The organism is Flavobacterium sp. GSA192, assembly GCF_006386525.1.
Lineage (GTDB): Bacteria > Bacteroidota > Bacteroidia > Flavobacteriales > Flavobacteriaceae > Flavobacterium > Flavobacterium commune.
This window is the reverse complement of sequence record NZ_VAHC01000002.1, coordinates 224,724-241,587: the sequence shown is the minus strand read 5'-3', so window position 1 is coordinate 241,587 and position 16,864 is coordinate 224,724. Positions and strand designations below refer to the sequence as shown.

Annotated in this window: 21 protein-coding genes; 16 read left to right on the top strand and 5 right to left on the bottom strand. The window is 34.0% G+C overall.

Features of this window, described 5'->3' with window-relative positions:
- Window positions 1–64: 64 nt before the first annotated feature.
- The 4 genes from hemH to FDM27_RS05160 form a co-directional block, all read right to left on the bottom strand.
- A complete protein-coding gene (gene hemH, locus FDM27_RS05175) occupies window positions 65–1,078 on the bottom strand; it encodes a ferrochelatase (RefSeq protein WP_140485466.1) in 1,014 nt (337 codons plus the stop codon).
- A gap of 113 nt (window positions 1,079–1,191) precedes the next feature.
- On the bottom strand, window positions 1,192–2,058 hold the full coding sequence (locus FDM27_RS05170; RefSeq protein ID WP_071184419.1) for an AraC family transcriptional regulator: 867 nt from the start codon (window positions 2,056–2,058) through the stop codon (window positions 1,192–1,194).
- 134 nt (window positions 2,059–2,192) lie between these two features.
- Window positions 2,193–2,732 carry a YceI family protein gene (locus FDM27_RS05165; protein ID WP_140485465.1) on the bottom strand — a complete coding sequence of 180 codons (540 nt, stop codon included), beginning with the start codon at window positions 2,730–2,732 and terminating at the stop codon, window positions 2,193–2,195.
- Between the two features lie 16 nt (window positions 2,733–2,748).
- Window positions 2,749–3,117 carry a hypothetical protein gene (locus FDM27_RS05160; protein ID WP_140485464.1) on the bottom strand — a complete coding sequence of 123 codons (369 nt, stop codon included), beginning with the start codon at window positions 3,115–3,117 and terminating at the stop codon, window positions 2,749–2,751.
- A 157-nt stretch (window positions 3,118–3,274) separates the two neighbouring features.
- Between FDM27_RS05160 and FDM27_RS05155 the strand changes: the two genes are divergently transcribed.
- From FDM27_RS05155 to FDM27_RS05090, 14 genes are all read left to right on the top strand, one after another.
- Window positions 3,275–3,664: an OB-fold protein gene (locus FDM27_RS05155; protein WP_140485463.1), complete on the top strand. Its 390-nt coding sequence runs from the start codon at window positions 3,275–3,277 to the stop codon at window positions 3,662–3,664.
- Between the two features lie 34 nt (window positions 3,665–3,698).
- Entirely contained in the window at window positions 3,699–4,538 is an 840-nt protein-coding gene (locus FDM27_RS05150) for a DUF5777 family beta-barrel protein (protein ID WP_140485462.1), read from the top strand.
- Window positions 4,539–4,673: 135 nt separating this feature from the next.
- Complete coding sequence (locus FDM27_RS05145; RefSeq protein ID WP_255510480.1) at window positions 4,674–5,102, top strand: hypothetical protein; 429 nt, start codon at window positions 4,674–4,676, stop codon at window positions 5,100–5,102.
- A gap of 18 nt (window positions 5,103–5,120) precedes the next feature.
- The gene (locus FDM27_RS05140; protein ID WP_071184413.1) at window positions 5,121–5,711 is read left to right on the top strand and encodes a hypothetical protein; all 591 of its coding nucleotides are present in this window, start codon (window positions 5,121–5,123) and stop codon (window positions 5,709–5,711) included.
- A gap of 373 nt (window positions 5,712–6,084) precedes the next feature.
- Window positions 6,085–7,341, top strand: a complete 1,257-nt coding sequence (gene hemA, locus FDM27_RS05135) for a glutamyl-tRNA reductase (protein WP_071184412.1) — start codon at window positions 6,085–6,087, stop codon at window positions 7,339–7,341.
- A gap of 66 nt (window positions 7,342–7,407) precedes the next feature.
- Window positions 7,408–7,812 (top strand): GxxExxY protein, encoded by a 405-nt coding sequence (locus FDM27_RS05130; protein WP_140485460.1) that lies wholly within the window; start codon window positions 7,408–7,410, stop codon window positions 7,810–7,812.
- An 80-nt stretch (window positions 7,813–7,892) separates the two neighbouring features.
- On the top strand, window positions 7,893–8,819 hold the full coding sequence (gene hemC / locus FDM27_RS05125; protein ID WP_140485459.1) for a hydroxymethylbilane synthase: 927 nt from the start codon (window positions 7,893–7,895) through the stop codon (window positions 8,817–8,819).
- A gap of 22 nt (window positions 8,820–8,841) precedes the next feature.
- Complete coding sequence (locus tag FDM27_RS05120; RefSeq protein WP_140485458.1) at window positions 8,842–9,495, top strand: uroporphyrinogen-III synthase; 654 nt, start codon at window positions 8,842–8,844, stop codon at window positions 9,493–9,495.
- Window positions 9,496–9,531: 36 nt separating this feature from the next.
- On the top strand, window positions 9,532–10,557 hold the full coding sequence (hemE, locus tag FDM27_RS05115; protein WP_140485457.1) for a uroporphyrinogen decarboxylase: 1,026 nt from the start codon (window positions 9,532–9,534) through the stop codon (window positions 10,555–10,557).
- A gap of 33 nt (window positions 10,558–10,590) precedes the next feature.
- The gene (locus tag FDM27_RS05110) at window positions 10,591–10,965 is read left to right on the top strand and encodes a hypothetical protein (protein WP_071184408.1); all 375 of its coding nucleotides are present in this window, start codon (window positions 10,591–10,593) and stop codon (window positions 10,963–10,965) included.
- Window positions 10,965–11,867, top strand: a complete 903-nt coding sequence (hemF, locus tag FDM27_RS05105; RefSeq protein ID WP_140485456.1) for an oxygen-dependent coproporphyrinogen oxidase — start codon at window positions 10,965–10,967, stop codon at window positions 11,865–11,867. Before FDM27_RS05110 ends, hemF begins: the two co-directional genes overlap by 1 nt.
- A 429-nt stretch (window positions 11,868–12,296) precedes the next feature.
- On the top strand, window positions 12,297–12,755 hold the full coding sequence (gene tnpA, locus FDM27_RS05100; protein WP_140485455.1) for an IS200/IS605 family transposase: 459 nt from the start codon (window positions 12,297–12,299) through the stop codon (window positions 12,753–12,755).
- Between the two features lie 99 nt (window positions 12,756–12,854).
- Window positions 12,855–13,853 carry a porphobilinogen synthase gene (hemB, locus tag FDM27_RS05095; RefSeq protein WP_140485454.1) on the top strand — a complete coding sequence of 333 codons (999 nt, stop codon included), beginning with the start codon at window positions 12,855–12,857 and terminating at the stop codon, window positions 13,851–13,853.
- Window positions 13,854–13,860: 7 nt separating this feature from the next.
- Entirely contained in the window at window positions 13,861–14,328 is a 468-nt protein-coding gene (locus FDM27_RS05090) for a c-type cytochrome (protein WP_255510479.1), read from the top strand.
- Window positions 14,329–14,434: 106 nt separating this feature from the next.
- Here FDM27_RS05090 and FDM27_RS05085 read toward each other — a convergent pair whose 3' ends face one another.
- Window positions 14,435–15,142 carry a class I SAM-dependent methyltransferase gene (locus FDM27_RS05085; RefSeq protein ID WP_140485453.1) on the bottom strand — a complete coding sequence of 236 codons (708 nt, stop codon included), beginning with the start codon at window positions 15,140–15,142 and terminating at the stop codon, window positions 14,435–14,437.
- Between the two features lie 333 nt (window positions 15,143–15,475).
- On the opposite strand from FDM27_RS05085, the gene FDM27_RS05080 reads away from it, so the two are divergent.
- Window positions 15,476–16,369 (top strand): LysR family transcriptional regulator, encoded by an 894-nt coding sequence (locus tag FDM27_RS05080; RefSeq protein WP_140485452.1) that lies wholly within the window; start codon window positions 15,476–15,478, stop codon window positions 16,367–16,369.
- On the top strand, window positions 16,359–16,847 hold the full coding sequence (locus FDM27_RS05075; protein ID WP_140485451.1) for a methylated-DNA--[protein]-cysteine S-methyltransferase: 489 nt from the start codon (window positions 16,359–16,361) through the stop codon (window positions 16,845–16,847). Before FDM27_RS05080 ends, FDM27_RS05075 begins: the two co-directional genes overlap by 11 nt.
- The last annotated feature ends 17 nt before the right edge of the window (window positions 16,848–16,864 follow it).

The following is a 16,864-nucleotide window of genomic DNA, read 5'->3' as shown; positions in this document are numbered from 1 at the left end:
TTCTGAAAACATGAATTTAATATTTAAATCTGAAATCGTTAATCAACATTCAGTAATCTTAAATCTATTTTGCCCAATCATTGATCCAGTTCCCAACCGTTTGACACCATTCATCATCATCATTCAAACAAGGAATCGCTAAGAATTCTTGACCTCCGTTTTCTTCAAATTCTTCTTTGGCACGCATGGCAATTTCTTCTAATGTTTCTAAGCAATCCGAAACAAAAGCAGGAGTTACTACAGCTAATTTTTTAATTCCTTTTGCCGGCATATTGTTGATTTCAACATCAGTATAAGGCTCCAACCATTTGTCGCCTGCTAATCGGGATTGAAAAGTCAAACTGTATTTATCTTTTGGAATGCCTAATTTTTCAATTACCAATTTTGTGGTTTCATAACACTGGTGACGGTAACAAAATTCGTGTGCCGGTGATGGCGTATTACAACAAGAACCATCAATTTTACAATGTGATTTGGTTACATCGGTTTTACGAATGTGACGCTCCGGAATTCCGTGATAAGAAAACAACAAATGATCGTATTCAAAACCTTCTAAATGTTTTTTCATCGAATCGGCCAAATTCTGAATATAATCTGGTTTATTGTAAAACGCAGGAACGTCCGTAAATGTCATTTGAGGAAATTTCTTTTTACGAATTTCTTCTGCTTTTACTAAAATTGTCAGTGTTGAAGCCATCGCATATTGTGGATACAACGGGAAAAGCAATACTTCGGTAACGCCTTTATCGTGCAATTCCTGTAATCCTTTTTCAATGGTCATAGTTCCGTAACGCATTGCCAGCGCCACGGGAACATTTACTAAAGGCTGTACTTTTTGCTGCATTCTTTCAGAAAGAACTACTAAAGGCGAACCTTCGTCCCACCAAATTTTTGCGTAAGCATGAGCTGATTCTTCCGGTCTTTTTCTTAAAATAATACCACGAACTAATAAGGCACGCAACAAATACGGAACATCAATTACGTATTTATCCATTAAAAATTCGTCTAAATACGGTTTTACATCTTTTGGCGTTGGACTTTCCGGTGAACCTAAGTTGACTAATAATACTCCTTTCATTTGTAGCTTTTTGTTGTGTTTTAATTTTCGTCAAAAGTAGTACAAGCCACTTTGTAGAAATATGATAAATGTTATTTTTTATTTATGTTTTGATATATAAAACCAATATTGTTTTACATATTAGTATTAATCGACATCAAATATTTTTTTGGAGTGGTTCCAAATTTCTTTTTGAAAGCAGCAATAAAATGACTTCCGGTACTGTAACCTATTTTCAAGCCTACTTCGTTTACATTATAAGAACCACTATCTAGTAATTTTCGGGCATAATCCATTTTGTAATCAAACAGAAAACCATAAACGGTGTCACCATAAATTTGCTTAAAACCCATTTTGAGCTTTTTCAAATTCAAACCTACCTGATCGGCTAATTCCTGTAATCCGGGTGGTTCGGCCATGTTAGCAATAATAACTTCTTTGGCTTTTTTGATTTTCAACACATTTTCTTCATCGACCAAAAACGGACATTGTTCCGCATTTGGATCCTCATTTCGATTGAAAAAAAGACTCAATAATTCATAACCTTTTCCTTTATAATACAGGTTTTTTATCGATGGATTCAGGTTGTAATGAAACATCTGGTTCAAAACAATAGCCATCGACGGACTGATATCACTCTCGTTATAATATTTTTTTTCCTGATTTTCTTTGCTCAAAAACGGAATATGCTCGGCATCATTAGTAAACAATCCATGGAATTTTTTGATGGAAACAAATATAGAAATCAACCAGGTTTTAGGTGCAACTTCTACATTTAGAGGCAATTCTTTTTCGGTATTATAAAACAACAATGCTTTTTCTTCATTGAGTTTTAAATTATAATTTCCCTGATTAAAAATATAGTTGGCACTTCCTTTTAAACCGAAATGAAATTGGATTAAACCCAGCTGTACAGGACGTTGAAAAGTTAAAACCTCATCAGTATTATTTTGAAAACGAATTAAAATAAAATCGTCGTCAATCTTTATTTCTTCCTCCATTTTGTTGATTTAATTAATACAATTTATCAATTGTCGTTTTTAATTGAACGCCTTTGGTCTTTCAAAATTAAATCTTTTTGATGGTTTATTACAATTTCGGTCAAAATTTATAAAATCTTTAATTTTTAAATTCCTTATTTCAAAACAGCATCAACCTGAATATTGATTTTATTGGCCACTTTATTCTTAACCACGGCCGGTATTGCAATATCAAAATCGCTGGCGTTGACTGAAAAATTAGACTTCAAATTAATCCCTGAATTCGTCTGACTTATTTTAGCAACCGCCTTAATTACAAACGTTTTTCCGTGAAGTTCCAGTTTTCCGTTGATGATAAATTCCTTTGGACTTGCGGTTAAACTATTAACATCAAATCCTTCTATTTTTCCTTTAAACAAAGCTTTAGGATACTTATCACTTTCTATATAATTTTCATTAAAATGTTCTTCCATCAACGCTACTTTAAACCGAAAACCTTTTATTAAAGCTAAACTGGCTATTTCGCCTGTTTTAGAATTTAGAACTAAGGTTACATTTTTATTCGTTGCTTTTACTTCTTCAAAAGAAGGAACCGAAGCTTCAAAAGTAATCACTGCCGATTTACTAATGATTTTTTCTTGAGCAATTGACCAACTTGATATTAACAAAATTGCTATTACTATAGTGTTTTTCATCTTTTAGTTTTTAAAATTATTCATTTAATAATCCATCTTGCTGCCATTGTGCCACGATATCAATAGTTGACTGAGGCAACCTTGGTCCTCCTTGTGGCATTAGTAAACTATTACCATTATTCAACGAAATTCGATTCAGTAATCCGCGACTTTGAATGGCATTTTTTACTTGGGTATAAGTTACCAAAGACATGGGAGCGCCATTTCTAGGCGTTGCGGCATGGCAGGAAATACAATTATTATCTATAATAGATTTTACATTTTGTTGGTACGTAATCGCATCCTCATTAGGCATGTCCTCCATCAAAGTATCCGGATTATCATTGGAACAAGCCACTAAAAAGCTTGCAAAAACTAGTAACGAAAAAAGATTTTTTGGTTTCATAACGATTGATTTTAGATTAAAAATTTCATTGTATCACTCAGATAAATCATATACGTTGAAACTCCCAATCCAGTTTTCATACCACCATTATTTTTTCAAACAAAACCAATCTTTCTCTTTTTCCGTAGATAGTAATACACCATTAAAAACCAACATCATGAACAAAAAAATACGATATGGAATTCTAATCTTACTGGTGGCAGCCATTGCCATCTATAATTATACTTATCAGGAACATAGAGATATCAGCAGCGAAAAAGCCACTTATACAATTAGCATTCCCACATTGAAAAAAGAATTTGCTACTAATGACAGTTTGGCTTTCGCCAAATACCAGGACCAAACCATTGAATTAACAGCAAAAATTACCACAATTGATACCGAAAACAAAGCTGTTATTCTTGACAATAAAGTATTTGCGACTTTCAATGACAGCCTGCCCAAAGACATCGTTTCGGGCAAAAAAATAAAAATAAAAGGACGATTTCTAGGCTATGACGAATTATTAGAAGAATTCAAAATAGATCAAAGTTCCATTATTCGCTAAAAAACTACTTACTAACAAACCAAAATTATTACTTATGAAAAAGCTCATTCTACTCTTATTTTTACTTCCATTAGCATCATTCTCACAAGAGGATTTATTAAAAGGAATCGACACTATTTCCGGAAAAGAAAAAGTATCCGCAGCATTTAAAGGATTAAAAATTGTCAATCTGGAATCGACTAAACTAGCCGCAAAAGGCGATTTATATTTTATTGTTGCGCATCGATTTGGTTCCGTAAAAGATGGTTTTGAAGGCTTCTTTGGATTAGACAACGCCAACACTCAACTAAAATTTGTTTACGGGTTGACCGATTGGTTGACCATTAGTGGTGCCAGAAGCGAATTAGCCTATGATTTTTCTACAAAATATACTTTGTTCAATCAAACAACAGACGGATTTCCGGTAAGCATTGCTGGTTTTACAAGTTTAGCCATAAACAATACATTGAAAGAAAGTCTCTACCCAAAATTAACTTTCGATGATCAATTTACTTATGTGCAACAACTATTGATTTCCAGAAAATATTCTGAAAAATTATCGCTGCAATTAGCACCAACCCTTTTTCACGAAAACTTTGTGGATAATGCTGAACAAGACAATACACAATACGCCATCGGAATTGGAGGTCGTTATAAATTATCCAAACGCTGGTCGTTAAATATTGATTACGCCGCACATTTAAACAGAGCTTCCAATTCTGTTTATAAAAACCCACTTTCTATAGGTTTTGATTTAGATACTGGCGGACACGTTTTCCAAATGCACTTTACCAGTTCGCAAGGCATTCACGAAGCGGGATATTTAGGTCAAACTACTGGAGACTGGGCAAAAGGGGACGTTTTTTTTGGATTCAATTTGCTTAGAGTTTTTTAAAAAATCGGCTTTTTAAAACCAATTCTAAAAGCACTGGTATTTAAAACAATTCTAAATTAATCTTTTTCTCATAAATTTTAAAACCATGACTAAGAATCACTCGTAAATAATTTTCAAAACCTAAAAATTATGAAAATGAATACAACAGTTAAAAAAGTAGTTCTCGTGCTGGCAGGAATTGGCTTTTTGTTTATTGCCATTTTGCTGTTTCACATTATTACCGCAAAACCGGCAGTGTATGAAACTCCAAACTTACAAGTAAGCCGAATTGATTTTAAATCTAATATCGATTCGTTGCAAGCCAAACAAATTTGTGCCGATTTAAGAACCATCAAAGGCTTAACAAGCGATTCTATTATTGTAAAAAGAAATGTAGTGGTGTATTTCCACAATAATAAAATCACCAATTCTAAGAAAGTTTTCAATGAATTAATGAGTAAAAGACCTTATGAAGCCCAACGCTTTATTCTACCAGCTAATATGGCCAACAAAGAAGTTTGTCCTGTTGATCAAAATAGCGTGAGTTATAAATTATCTAAATCAATAAATCAATTTTTTAATTAATCCTTAAATTCAATTATTATGAGAAATTTTTCTAAAATTACACTAAGTGTATTACTAGTTGCATCGGCGGCATTTACTTCTTGCAGTGACGATGATGATCCAAAACCAGAACCAGTAGAAGCATCAATCTACACTCGTTTAGGTGGAACAACTATGGTTGCCGATCCTGAAAGCCCGGGACAAATGATCGAACAGGGACGTTTGAATTTCCGTAAAGTAGTAAACTCTACTGTAGGACTAATTGTTGCGGATGTGCAAAACAATGCGTCTGGAAATCTTGGAGCGCATTTTGCACCGGTGCTGGCAGAAGTTGGAGCTGGAAACACTACTAAATATGCAATATTAATAGACAATCTAACCGATTTCTTCTCTTTCAATACAGGAGGAACTAATGCCGTAAACACTTACTCAGGATTGAATATGGTAGATGCTCATGATCCGGCTAAAAATCCTCGTATGGGAACAAAATCTTCTAGTGCCGATTACACCAAATTTGTTGGATACGTAGGCGCGGCTGCCAACACTAATGGTGTGGCTTCAAATACAGAACTTTATACTGATATTGTAGCTGTTTTGGAATCATTGAGAACTCCTATTGTTCAAAAATAATTCTGATTTAAAAATAAAAACGCTGCCTTTTGGGTAGCGTTTTTATTTAAAATACAATCGACTTAATTTCAAAAGTAAGTTGTTATATAATTTTAAAAAAGTATTAATAAATTATATTTTAATAACAATTATCAAGAACCCTAAGCGATATTTTTTCGTAAATATTATAGTAATCAAACAACCGTGTTATTTAGAATAAATCTACATAAAAATCTAAAAAACTCTTGATTTCACTATATTTTTAAATAAAATTCAGCTTGTAATTGCTATTTTGAATCAAATTTTCCCGAAGCGATACAAAAAGAACTTACAGCGTTGTTTTTATAAAATAGTTAATAATAATTTTGTTGAACTTTTTAAGGAAAGTATAATTATGGAAAATTTTAATATGTCCAGAAACAGCACTTTTTACGCTTTAGGCTTAAGTTATAAAAAAGCAGATGCAACCATTCGTGGTAAATTTAGCTTAGATGCCAAGGCACAATCTATTTTATTAATGCAGGCTGAAGCTGAAGGAATCGAATCATTGATTGTTACTTCAACTTGTAACAGAACCGAAATTTATGGTTTTGCTAATCATCCTTATGAGTTAATCAAATTACTTTGTGAAAACAGCCAAGGTTCCGTTCAGGAATTTCAAGAAGTAGCTTATATCTATAAAAATCAAGAAGCTATCAATCACATGTTTCGAGTAGGAACAGGATTAGACAGTCAAATTCTGGGTGATTTTGAAATCATCAGCCAAATAAAAAATGCCTTCATTCAAAGTAAATCTTATGGTTTAACAAACACTTTTATGGAGCGTTTGGTAAATTCCGTGATTCAGGCAAGTAAAAAAATCAAAACAGATACTGAAATTTCTTCTGGTGCAACCTCAGTTTCATTTGCATCAGTTCAATATATCATCAAAAACGTAGAAGATATTGCTAATAAAAATATCTTACTTTTTGGAACCGGAAAAATTGGTAGAAATACCTGCGAAAACCTGGTAAAACATACTAAACACGAGCAAATCACTTTAATTAACAGAACCAAAGATAAGGCAGAGAAATTAGCCGAAAAACTGGATTTGGTAGTTAAGGATTATTCTGATTTGCAATTAGAAATACAAAAAGCCGATGTTTTAGTGGTAGCTACCGGAGCACAAAACCCAACAATTGACAAAGCCATTTTAAATCTAAAAAAACCTTTATTGATTTTAGATTTATCGATTCCTAAAAATGTGAATGAAAACGTGACGCAATTAGAAGGTGTCACTCTGATTCACATGGATCATTTGTCTCAAATGACCGATGAAACTTTAGAAAACAGAAAGAGACACATTCCTGCTGCCGAAGCCATTATCGAAGAAATAAAAGACGAATTCAGAACCTGGACTAAAGGACGTAAATTTGCTCCAACTATCAACGCTTTGAAAGCCAAACTGAACGACATTAAAAATTCGGAATTGGATTTTCAAAGTAAAAAAATAGCCGATTTTAACGAAGAACAAGCTGAAATCATCAGCAACAGAATCATTCAAAAAATCACTACTCATTTTGCCAATCACCTCAAAGACGAAAACACTATGGTGGATGAAAGTATCGAATGGATTGAAAAAGTCTTTAAAATTGAGGCATTGGTTAAGTAAAAGTTTTTCTCACCATTAAGAAATTAAGTTTCATTTAGTTTTAAATTAATCTCTACTTTTTTAATAATGACTAAAAAACAAATTACTCAGTTATCTTTTGAAATTACTGGTTTTGCAATAAAAGTGCATAAAAAACTTGGACCAGGTCTTTTAGAAAGTGTTTATGAGCAATGTTTGAAATATGAGTTAGAGAAAAATGGTTATGATGTAAAACAACAATTGATTGTTAAAATAGAATATGATGATTTAGAATTTGAATCTAATTTAAAAATCGATTTGCTAGTAAATGACTTAATTGTGGTTGAATTAAAATCAGTTGAAAGCATATTACCAATTCATGAAGCGCAGTTATTAACCTATATGAAAATATTAGAAAAGCCTCAAGGATTATTAATAAATTTTAATACAACGAATATAACAAAATCATTAAAACCGCTTGTAAATAAGTATTTTGCAATGTTAGATGATTAACATGACCCTTAATGAAACTTAATTTCTTAATGGTTAATAAAAATAAATAATGGTAACATTATTTTTAGATTAAAAACAAAATGGCAGAAAAAACAATACGCATAGGTACAAGAGATAGCGAACTCGCTTTATGGCAAGCACATACCGTTCAAAAAAAATTAAACGATTTAGGTTATAAAACCGAGATTGTTGCTGTAAAATCCCAAGGCGACATCATTCTTGACAAACCCCTTTACGAATTAGGAATTACTGGAATTTTTACCAAAACATTAGATATCGCCATGATTAACGGCAATGTGGATATTGCAGTACATTCGATGAAAGACGTTCCTACTGCCCTACCTATCGGAATCGTTCAGGCAGCTGTTTTAGAAAGAGCCAATACTTTAGATATTTTAGTTCACAAAGGCAATCTTGATTTTCTGGAAACCAATGGAACTATCGCCACTGGAAGTTTGCGTCGTCAGGCACAATGGCTTAACAAATACCCAAATCATAACGTAGTCGATTTACGCGGAAACGTAAATACAAGAATGCAAAAATTACAAGAAAGCGATTGGAGCGGAGCTGTTTTTGCCGCTGCAGGACTGGAAAGAATCAACTTAAAACCGAGCGATTATATCGATTTGGACTGGATGATTCCAGCACCAGCTCAAGGTGCCATGCTTGTAGTTGCTATGGGGAATGATAATTATACTCTGGATGCACTTTCACATCTGAATGATATTGAAACGGAAGTTTGCACTTATATCGAACGCCAATTTTTAAGAACCTTAGAAGGTGGTTGTACCGCTCCTATTGGTGCTTTGGCAAAATACAATGAAGACGAAGACACCATCCATTTTGATGGCGTTTTATTTTCACTAGACGGAAAAGAAAAAATCGAAATCAACAAAGTAGTTCCTATCGAAGAATGGAAAAAACTAGGATTTTATTCTGCTAAAGAAATTCTGGAAAATGGCGGAACAAAATTGATGGCGAATATTAAAGCAACTTTGAAAAAATAATTCCGTTTTCCAATTCCAAAACATGAAAATACTCTCTACCAAAATACTTACTGATTCTCAAAAAAAACCACTGATTGAAGCTGGTTTAGAACTCATCGAAAATGATTTTATCAGTACTCAAATCAAGTCTTTTGATTTGAAAAACATAAACGAAAGTTTGATTTTCACAAGTCAAAATTCCGTTGAAAGTATTTTACAACACCCTGAATTAGAAAAACTAAAAACCCAAAAAGTATATTGTGTTGGTATAAAAACCAAAAAATTACTAGCCGAAAATGGTTTTGAAGTAATTGCTTATACTGGTTATGCCGCTGATTTAGCCGAGATTATTACTTTAATTTACAAATCAGAAAGCTATACTTTTTTTAGTGGAAACAAACGTCGGGATACTTTACCAGACGCTTTAAAAGAAGCTGGAGTAACTTTTAACGAAATTGAAGTTTACGAAACCACTTTGACTCCTCAAAAAATCAAAGCTGCTGTTGATGCTGTCTTGTTTTTTAGTCCTTCGGGAGTGGAAAGTTATTTGGCAGATAATAAATTAAAAAACGAAATTTGCTTTTGCATTGGCGAAACCACCGCATCAGCATTGGAAAATAAAACAAAAAACATCATCGTTGCAGAACAACCTACCATCGAAGATGTAATTGAAGCAATATTAGAAGAATATAAATAAAATTTGCGCCTTAGCGCCTTTGTAGCAAATACGATTATGATAAAGAACGACCTATTTTTAAAAGCACTAAAAGGAGAAACTGTACAACGTCCACCGGTTTGGATGATGCGTCAAGCGGGAAGATATTTACCAGAATTTAGAGCTTTGCGTGACAAATACGATTTTTTCACTCGTTGCGAAACTCCGGAATTAGCTGCCGAAATTACCGTTCAGCCTATTCGCAGAATTGCTCCGGATGCGGCCATTTTGTTTTCGGATATTCTTGTAGTACCAAGAGCAATGGGAATTCACGTGGAATTAAAAGACAATTTAGGTCCGATTATTCCAAATCCTATTCGTACAATGGAACAGGTAAATCAGGTTTACGTTCCGGATGTAAATGAAACTTTAGGTTATGTTTTTGATGCAGTTAAATTGACTAAGGAAATGCTGAACGACGAAGTGCCGTTAATTGGTTTCGCTGGTTCACCTTGGACAATTTTCTGTTATGCTGTGGAAGGAAAAGGTTCGAAAAGCTTTGATACCGCTAAAGGATTCTGCTTTTCTAATCCCGTTGCGGCTCATACTTTATTGCAAAAAATCACCGATACCACGATTTTATACTTGAAAGAAAAAGTAAAAGCAGGAGTAAATGCGGTTCAAATATTTGATTCTTGGGGAGGAATGCTTTCTCCTGTGGATTATCAGGAATTCTCATGGAAATACATCAACCAAATTATAGAAGCGTTGGCTGAAGTAACTCCGGTAATTGTTTTTGGAAAAGGATGTTGGTTTGCTTTGAACGACATGGGGAAAAGTAAAGCTTCTGCCCTCGGAGTAGACTGGACTTGTTCGGCTAGAAATGCGCGTTATTTATCAGGTGGGAATATTACTTTACAAGGTAATTTTGATCCATCTCGTTTGCTTTCGCCAATTCCAACTATCAAGAAAATGGTTCACGAAATGATCGACGAATTTGGAAAAGACAAATACATCGTAAACCTTGGTCATGGAATTTTACCAAACATTCCTGTGGATCACGCCAAAGCATTTATTGATGCGGTGAAAGAATACGGGAACTAGTAAGCAGCTTACAGAAAGTAGATAAAAGAAAAAATGCTAAATAAAGACTTAAGAGACCAAGAAAGTATACGGATAGACAATGTGCTAAAAACGTTGCATTCTTTGGTTTTTGTGCCTGAAAACGCATTTGATGTTCATAAAATCGAAGAAGCTCTAAAAGATTTCGGACTGAATATAGAAAGTTTGAATGCAATAGCACCAAATGACTTAATTGTACTTTTGGAAAGATTGCATCTGGACTGGAATCAAAAAGAGCAATTTGCTGATTTTTTAGTTACTTTTTCGAAACAAAATTCCTTTGATTTTAGAGAAAAAGCCATTGCCGTTTACAATTACATTCAATCCGAAAGCAAGACTTTTTCGTTTGGAATTTTTAATAAAATAGCTTCCGCAAAAGCCAATTTATAATGAAAAATAAATTTTACGCCTACATACAAAACTTGCAAGACCAAATCGTAGCCGGATTGGAAGCAGTTGATGGTCAAGCCAAATTCAAAGAAGACCTTTGGAAACGTCCGGAAGGTGGTGGCGGACGAACTCGCGTGATTGAAAACGGAGCCGTTTTCGAGAAAGGCGGAGTAAATATCTCTGCCGTTCACGGAAAATTACCCGATTCTATGCAAAAACTGTTCAACGTAGGCGAAGCCGATTTTTTTGCGTGCGGACTAAGTTTGGTCATTCATCCTAAAAGCCCAATGGTTCCTACGGTTCATGCCAATTGGCGCTATTTCGAAATGTACGATGATAACGGAAATGTCATTCAGCAATGGTTTGGTGGCGGACAGGATTTAACGCCTTATTATTTGTTTGAAGAAGATGCAATCCATTTTCATCAGACTTGCAAAAGCGCCTGTGACAAACACAATCCTGAATTTTATCCGAAATATAAAAAACAATGCGATGCTTATTTTTGGAATGCACATCGCAATGAAGCAAGAGGAATAGGAGGATTGTTCTTTGATTATTGCAAAGCAACTCCGGAAATGTCAATGGAAAATTGGTTTAACTTTGTTAGCGAAGTAGGGAATAGTTTTCTTCAAGCTTATGTTCCAATAGTAGAACGAAGAAAAGATTTACCTTATACTCCTGAACAAAAAACCTGGCAGGAAATCCGTCGTGGTCGTTATGTAGAATTCAATTTAGTTCATGACAAAGGCACATTATTTGGCTTAAAAACCAACGGAAGAATTGAGTCTATTTTGATGTCTTTGCCACCAAATGTTCAGTGGGTTTACGATCATCATCCAGAAGCAGGAAGTGAAGAAGAAAAGTTAATTAAAGTGTTAGAATCACCAATTGATTGGATTTAGAAAAAACAAGAAAATATTAAAAGTTAAAACAATTGTAATCAGATTAACAATTAGTGTAACAAAATATAAAGACCTGATATTAAACTTTTCTTTGTAAAACTTAAACAAACTTATTATAAATAAAATAAGTGAAACTAAAACTAAGAAAGGTACTCCAACATAAATTAATATTGTTGCTGAAGCAATATCACCAGTTTCAAAATTTGTAATTTTAAAAATGAATATATAAACTAGTGCAATTAAACTCAATGCAAATTTTGTTTTCATAATGTAAAAATATAAATAATTATGATCCATTACGAAGAGTGAGAAAATTAAGAGTAAACTAAAGATAAAATAGACATTTCTAATTAAGCTCCATTGGAGCGTAATATTTATAGCAATAAATAATATTTTTCAAAAGAGCACCAGAGGTGCGACATATTTATAATGGCAAATACCTATACTCAATTATATATTCAAATTGTCTTTGCTGTAAAGGGAAGACAAAATCTGATTTCCAATAAATGGAAAGATGAATTATTTAAATATATAACAGGAATTGTCACAAATGAAGATCAAAAATTGATTGCAATAAACGGAATGCCTGACCATATTCATATTTTAATTGGGTTAAAGCCCAATAAAGCATTATCTGATTTGGTGAGAGATATAAAAGCCAATTCATCCAGATTCATTAATGAAAAAGCTTGGATAAATGGTAAATTTGAATGGCAAACTGGATTTGGTGCATTCACCTATAGTCATTCACAATTGACTAATGTTATCAATTATATTCAAAATCAGGAAGAACATCATAAGACAAAAACATTCAAGGAAGAATATATCGAATTTTTAAAATTGTTTAATGTTGATTTTAAAAATGAATATATATTTGATGATGTTTAATTAAAAATAAAGATATCACCCCTACGAGGTTCATATTCAAAACGATTATACAAATTGCTATAAATATTACGCTCCTACGGAGCTTGAAAAACTATAATTATGTTCCCATTACAAAGAGGTAGAAGATTAAGAACCAACGAATCCATTCGTTCTTTAGTGCGTGAAACCAGTTTAAGTCCATCGGATTTTATGTTTCCGATGTTCATTGCCGAAGGCGAAAACGTACAAGTGGAAATTCCATCGATGCCGGGAATCTTCCGCCGTTCGATAGATTTAACCGTAAAAGAAGTTGAGGAATTATTCGCTTTAGGAATCCGTGCGGTGAATATCTACGTAAAAGTATCTGAGAATTTAAAAGACAATACAGGAAAAGAAGCCTGGAATCCAAACGGATTGATGCAACAAGCCATTCGTGCTATCAAATCCGCTTGTCCGGAAATGATTGTGATGCCGGATGTAGCCTTAGACCCCTACTCTATTTATGGCCATGACGGAATAATTACTAATGGCGATGTTGAAAACGATTCGACTAACGATGCCTTGGTAAAAATGGCGGTTTCTCATGCAGAAGCCGGTGCCGATTTTGTAGCACCATCAGATATGATGGACGGAAGAGTTTTAAGATTACGTCAAGGTTTAGATGCTGCTGGCTTTCACAATGTGGGAATCATGAGTTATTCGGCTAAATATGCGTCAGCGTTTTACGGGCCTTTTCGTGATGCCTTAGACTCTGCACCAAAAGAAGCCAATGTAGTTGTTCCAAAAGACAAGAAAACCTACCAAATGGATTATGCCAACCGCATTGAAGCCATCAAAGAAGCTTTGTGGGATGTCGAAGAAGGTGCCGATATGGTGATGGTAAAACCGGGAATTGCGTATTTAGACATTGTTAGAGAGGTTAAAAACGCTGTAAATGTTCCCGTAACGGTGTATCATGTTTCAGGCGAATACGCAATGATTAAAGCTGCTTCCGAAAGAGGTTGGCTAGACAACGATAAAATCATGATGGAGCAATTAATGTGCATCAAACGTGCCGGTGCCAGTCTGATTTCGACTTATTTTGCCAAAGAAGCCGCAATTATTTTAAATCAAAAATAAACCAAAAATGAAATCGAAGATTCACGACTCGAGCTTTTGCGAACAGGCGGAGCAATTCCAAAAAAGAAATATTAATAACATGAGTAAAAAATTAGCAATAATAGCGCTGGCTATTCTTTCTTTTTCATGCAAAAAAGAAAGTCAGGAGTCTTTTGGAAATGAAACTCCAGCGGTTACTGAAGAAAAAGAATTAACACCTGAAGAACTAGGAAAAGTTATTTTTGAAGGAAAAGGAAATTGTATTTCTTGCCATCAAATTGAAAGTAAAACCATTGGTCCAAGTACACAAGAAATTGCCAAAATTTACAAAGAAAAAGGGGCCAATATGGTTACTTTCTTAAAAGGAGAGAGCGAAGCCATTGTCGATCCTTCACAATTTGCAGTAATGCAGGCCAATCTGGCTTTAACAAAAACATTTACCGATAAAGAATTGCAAAGTCTGGAAGCTTATATCAATTCCTCTTTAAAACAATAAATTAGCCCACAGATCTTAAAGGATTACACAGATTTTCACCGATTTAACTAAAAATGAAATCCGTTTTTTATCTGTAATATCAGTATTATCTGTGGGCTATTTCTAATTATTTTATCCCTCCAAAAGCCCCAAAACAGGCATTTTTATGTAAAATTTCGGTGCATGAAAAACCTACTCTTTTCATCAAATCCAATTGGTAAGTCATCGATCTCGGCGTGTCTTCTTTTTCGATATAATCAAATACTTTTTGCTGGTATTCCTCTCCACCGTGTTGCGTTAAATAGTTCGCATACATTTTCCAAACCAATCCATTAACACCTTCATGATCTTGAATCAATAAATCAGATATCAAGAAACAGCCTCCGGGCGTTAAACTGTCAAACAACTTTTGGAACACCAATTCCCAATCGGAATCTTCTCTTAAATGATGTAAAACCGCTCCAGCTAAGATAATATCAAAATGGTTTTTAGGCAATTCGATATCTCGAATATCTCCTTGAATGGTTTCAACTTTAGCTGAAGTAACTTCAGAAACACGTTCAAAAGCTTTATCCAACATATTCTGACTCAAATCCACCAAAGTACAATCTAAATTAGGTACTTTAGATAACATTTTCAACGTATAATTTCCAGCTCCGCAACCCAAATCTAAAATGGTTTTTGCTTCCGGTTTTATAGCTCTTGCAGTACACGTAATCAATTCTAATGCAATTTTTGCATCCACTGTAGCTACCTGTCCTGTTTCTAAATTCGAGAAACGTTCGACCTCATTATCAAAACGTTCCCTGATTTCTGTTACTGTTGATTTTTCCATAATATCAAATTTTAAATTCCTTTCACCATTATTTGCCACGAATGCACGAATAAAAGTTCTCACTAAGCTCAATTATTTCACTAATTCGTTGCTTTAAGACTATTATACTCATTATTTGCCACGAATTCTCAAACAATAATCTTTAAGTAAATCAATTATTCCAGTAACAATTTGATTTGTGTAATGTCGTCTTCCACCTTTTAAGATTAATTCGTGAATTAGTGGCTTAAAACACATTGGTAGCAATTAACTTGTTTATTTCACAAACCTATCATTTTTATATATGCTATAAAAATGCTTATTTTGTCAATTATTAATACTTAAAAGGTATTTATGGAATTGCGTCACTTAAAATATTTCCTAAAATTAGCCGAAGAACTTAGCTTTGTTCGAGCAGCCGATAAACTATTCATTTCTCAACCGCCTTTAAGCCGACAGATTAAAGAATTGGAAACCGAACTAGGAGCTACACTTTTCGAAAGAAATAATAAGCGGGTAATCCTTACCGATGCAGGAAAATTTTATCAAAAAGAAGTTCAAGAACTACTAAAAAATTTAGAGCGCATCAACATTCAGACTAAAAAAATAAGCGAAAATCAAAGCGGCGAATTCCGGATTGCCTATGTGAGTTCCACATTTTCAGGAGATATTTCTAAGTTGATACAATTTTTGTCTGCTCAATATCCTTATGTTAATTTTCGTCTTTATGAAGTACCAACTGTCAAACAAATTGCCGCTTTAGAAGAAGGAAAAATCGATTTTGGAATCATTCGTGCGCCTTTACATTCTCCAAAAATCGATTCTCAATTATGGTTTAAAGACAGTTTTTCGCTGGTATTTAATCGAAATAAATATGCTATTGCCTCGGAAGACGAACTGGAAATATTAAAAGAAGCCACCTTTGTGTTTTTTAATAAAGAATATGCGCCGTATTTTTACGATGCTTTATTGCAAATTTGTGCCCAATATGGTTTTAACCCAAAAGTGGTACATGAATCCAATAATATTTCGTCTATCATTCAATTGGTTAAAAATGGATTGGGAATTTCGATAGTTCCAACCGCCATTATGAAAAGTCATAACTATCCCGAATTGGAATTTTTAGAACTCAAAAAAGTGAATCTTTCTACCGATATTTTATTGGCTACGCCAAAAGGAAATCAGTCCGAAATTTCAAAAGCAGCCATAGAATTTTTAATGGAACAAAACAGTAAAAATGAAAACTAACGAACAAGCCACAGCTTACATCAAAACACCTTTAGGAATTACCCAAATCACAGGAGATGAAAACGGAATTTCAATAATTTCAATTGCTGATGAAGGAGAAATTAGTCCTGAAATTCCTGTCGTTTTACAAGAAGGAGTTACACAACTTCAGGATTATTTTGATGGAAAAAGAACCACTTTCGACTTTAAACTGAATCCAAAAGGAACCGAATTTCAGCAAAGAGTATGGCAGGCGCTGCTCGAAATTCCATTTGGAAAAACCTGCAGTTATATGGATTTGTCTAAAAAATTGGGCGATGTAAAAGCCATTCGCGCTGTGGCTTCCGCCAATGGTAAAAATCCGCTTTGGATTGTAGTTCCTTGTCATCGGGTTATTGGAACCGACGGTTCACTAACGGGTTACGCCGGTGGATTGTGGCGCAAGAAATGGTTATTGGAACATGAAAATCCATCGCGAAAACAAGAACTTTTGTTTTGAAATTAACCCGTTGGGTG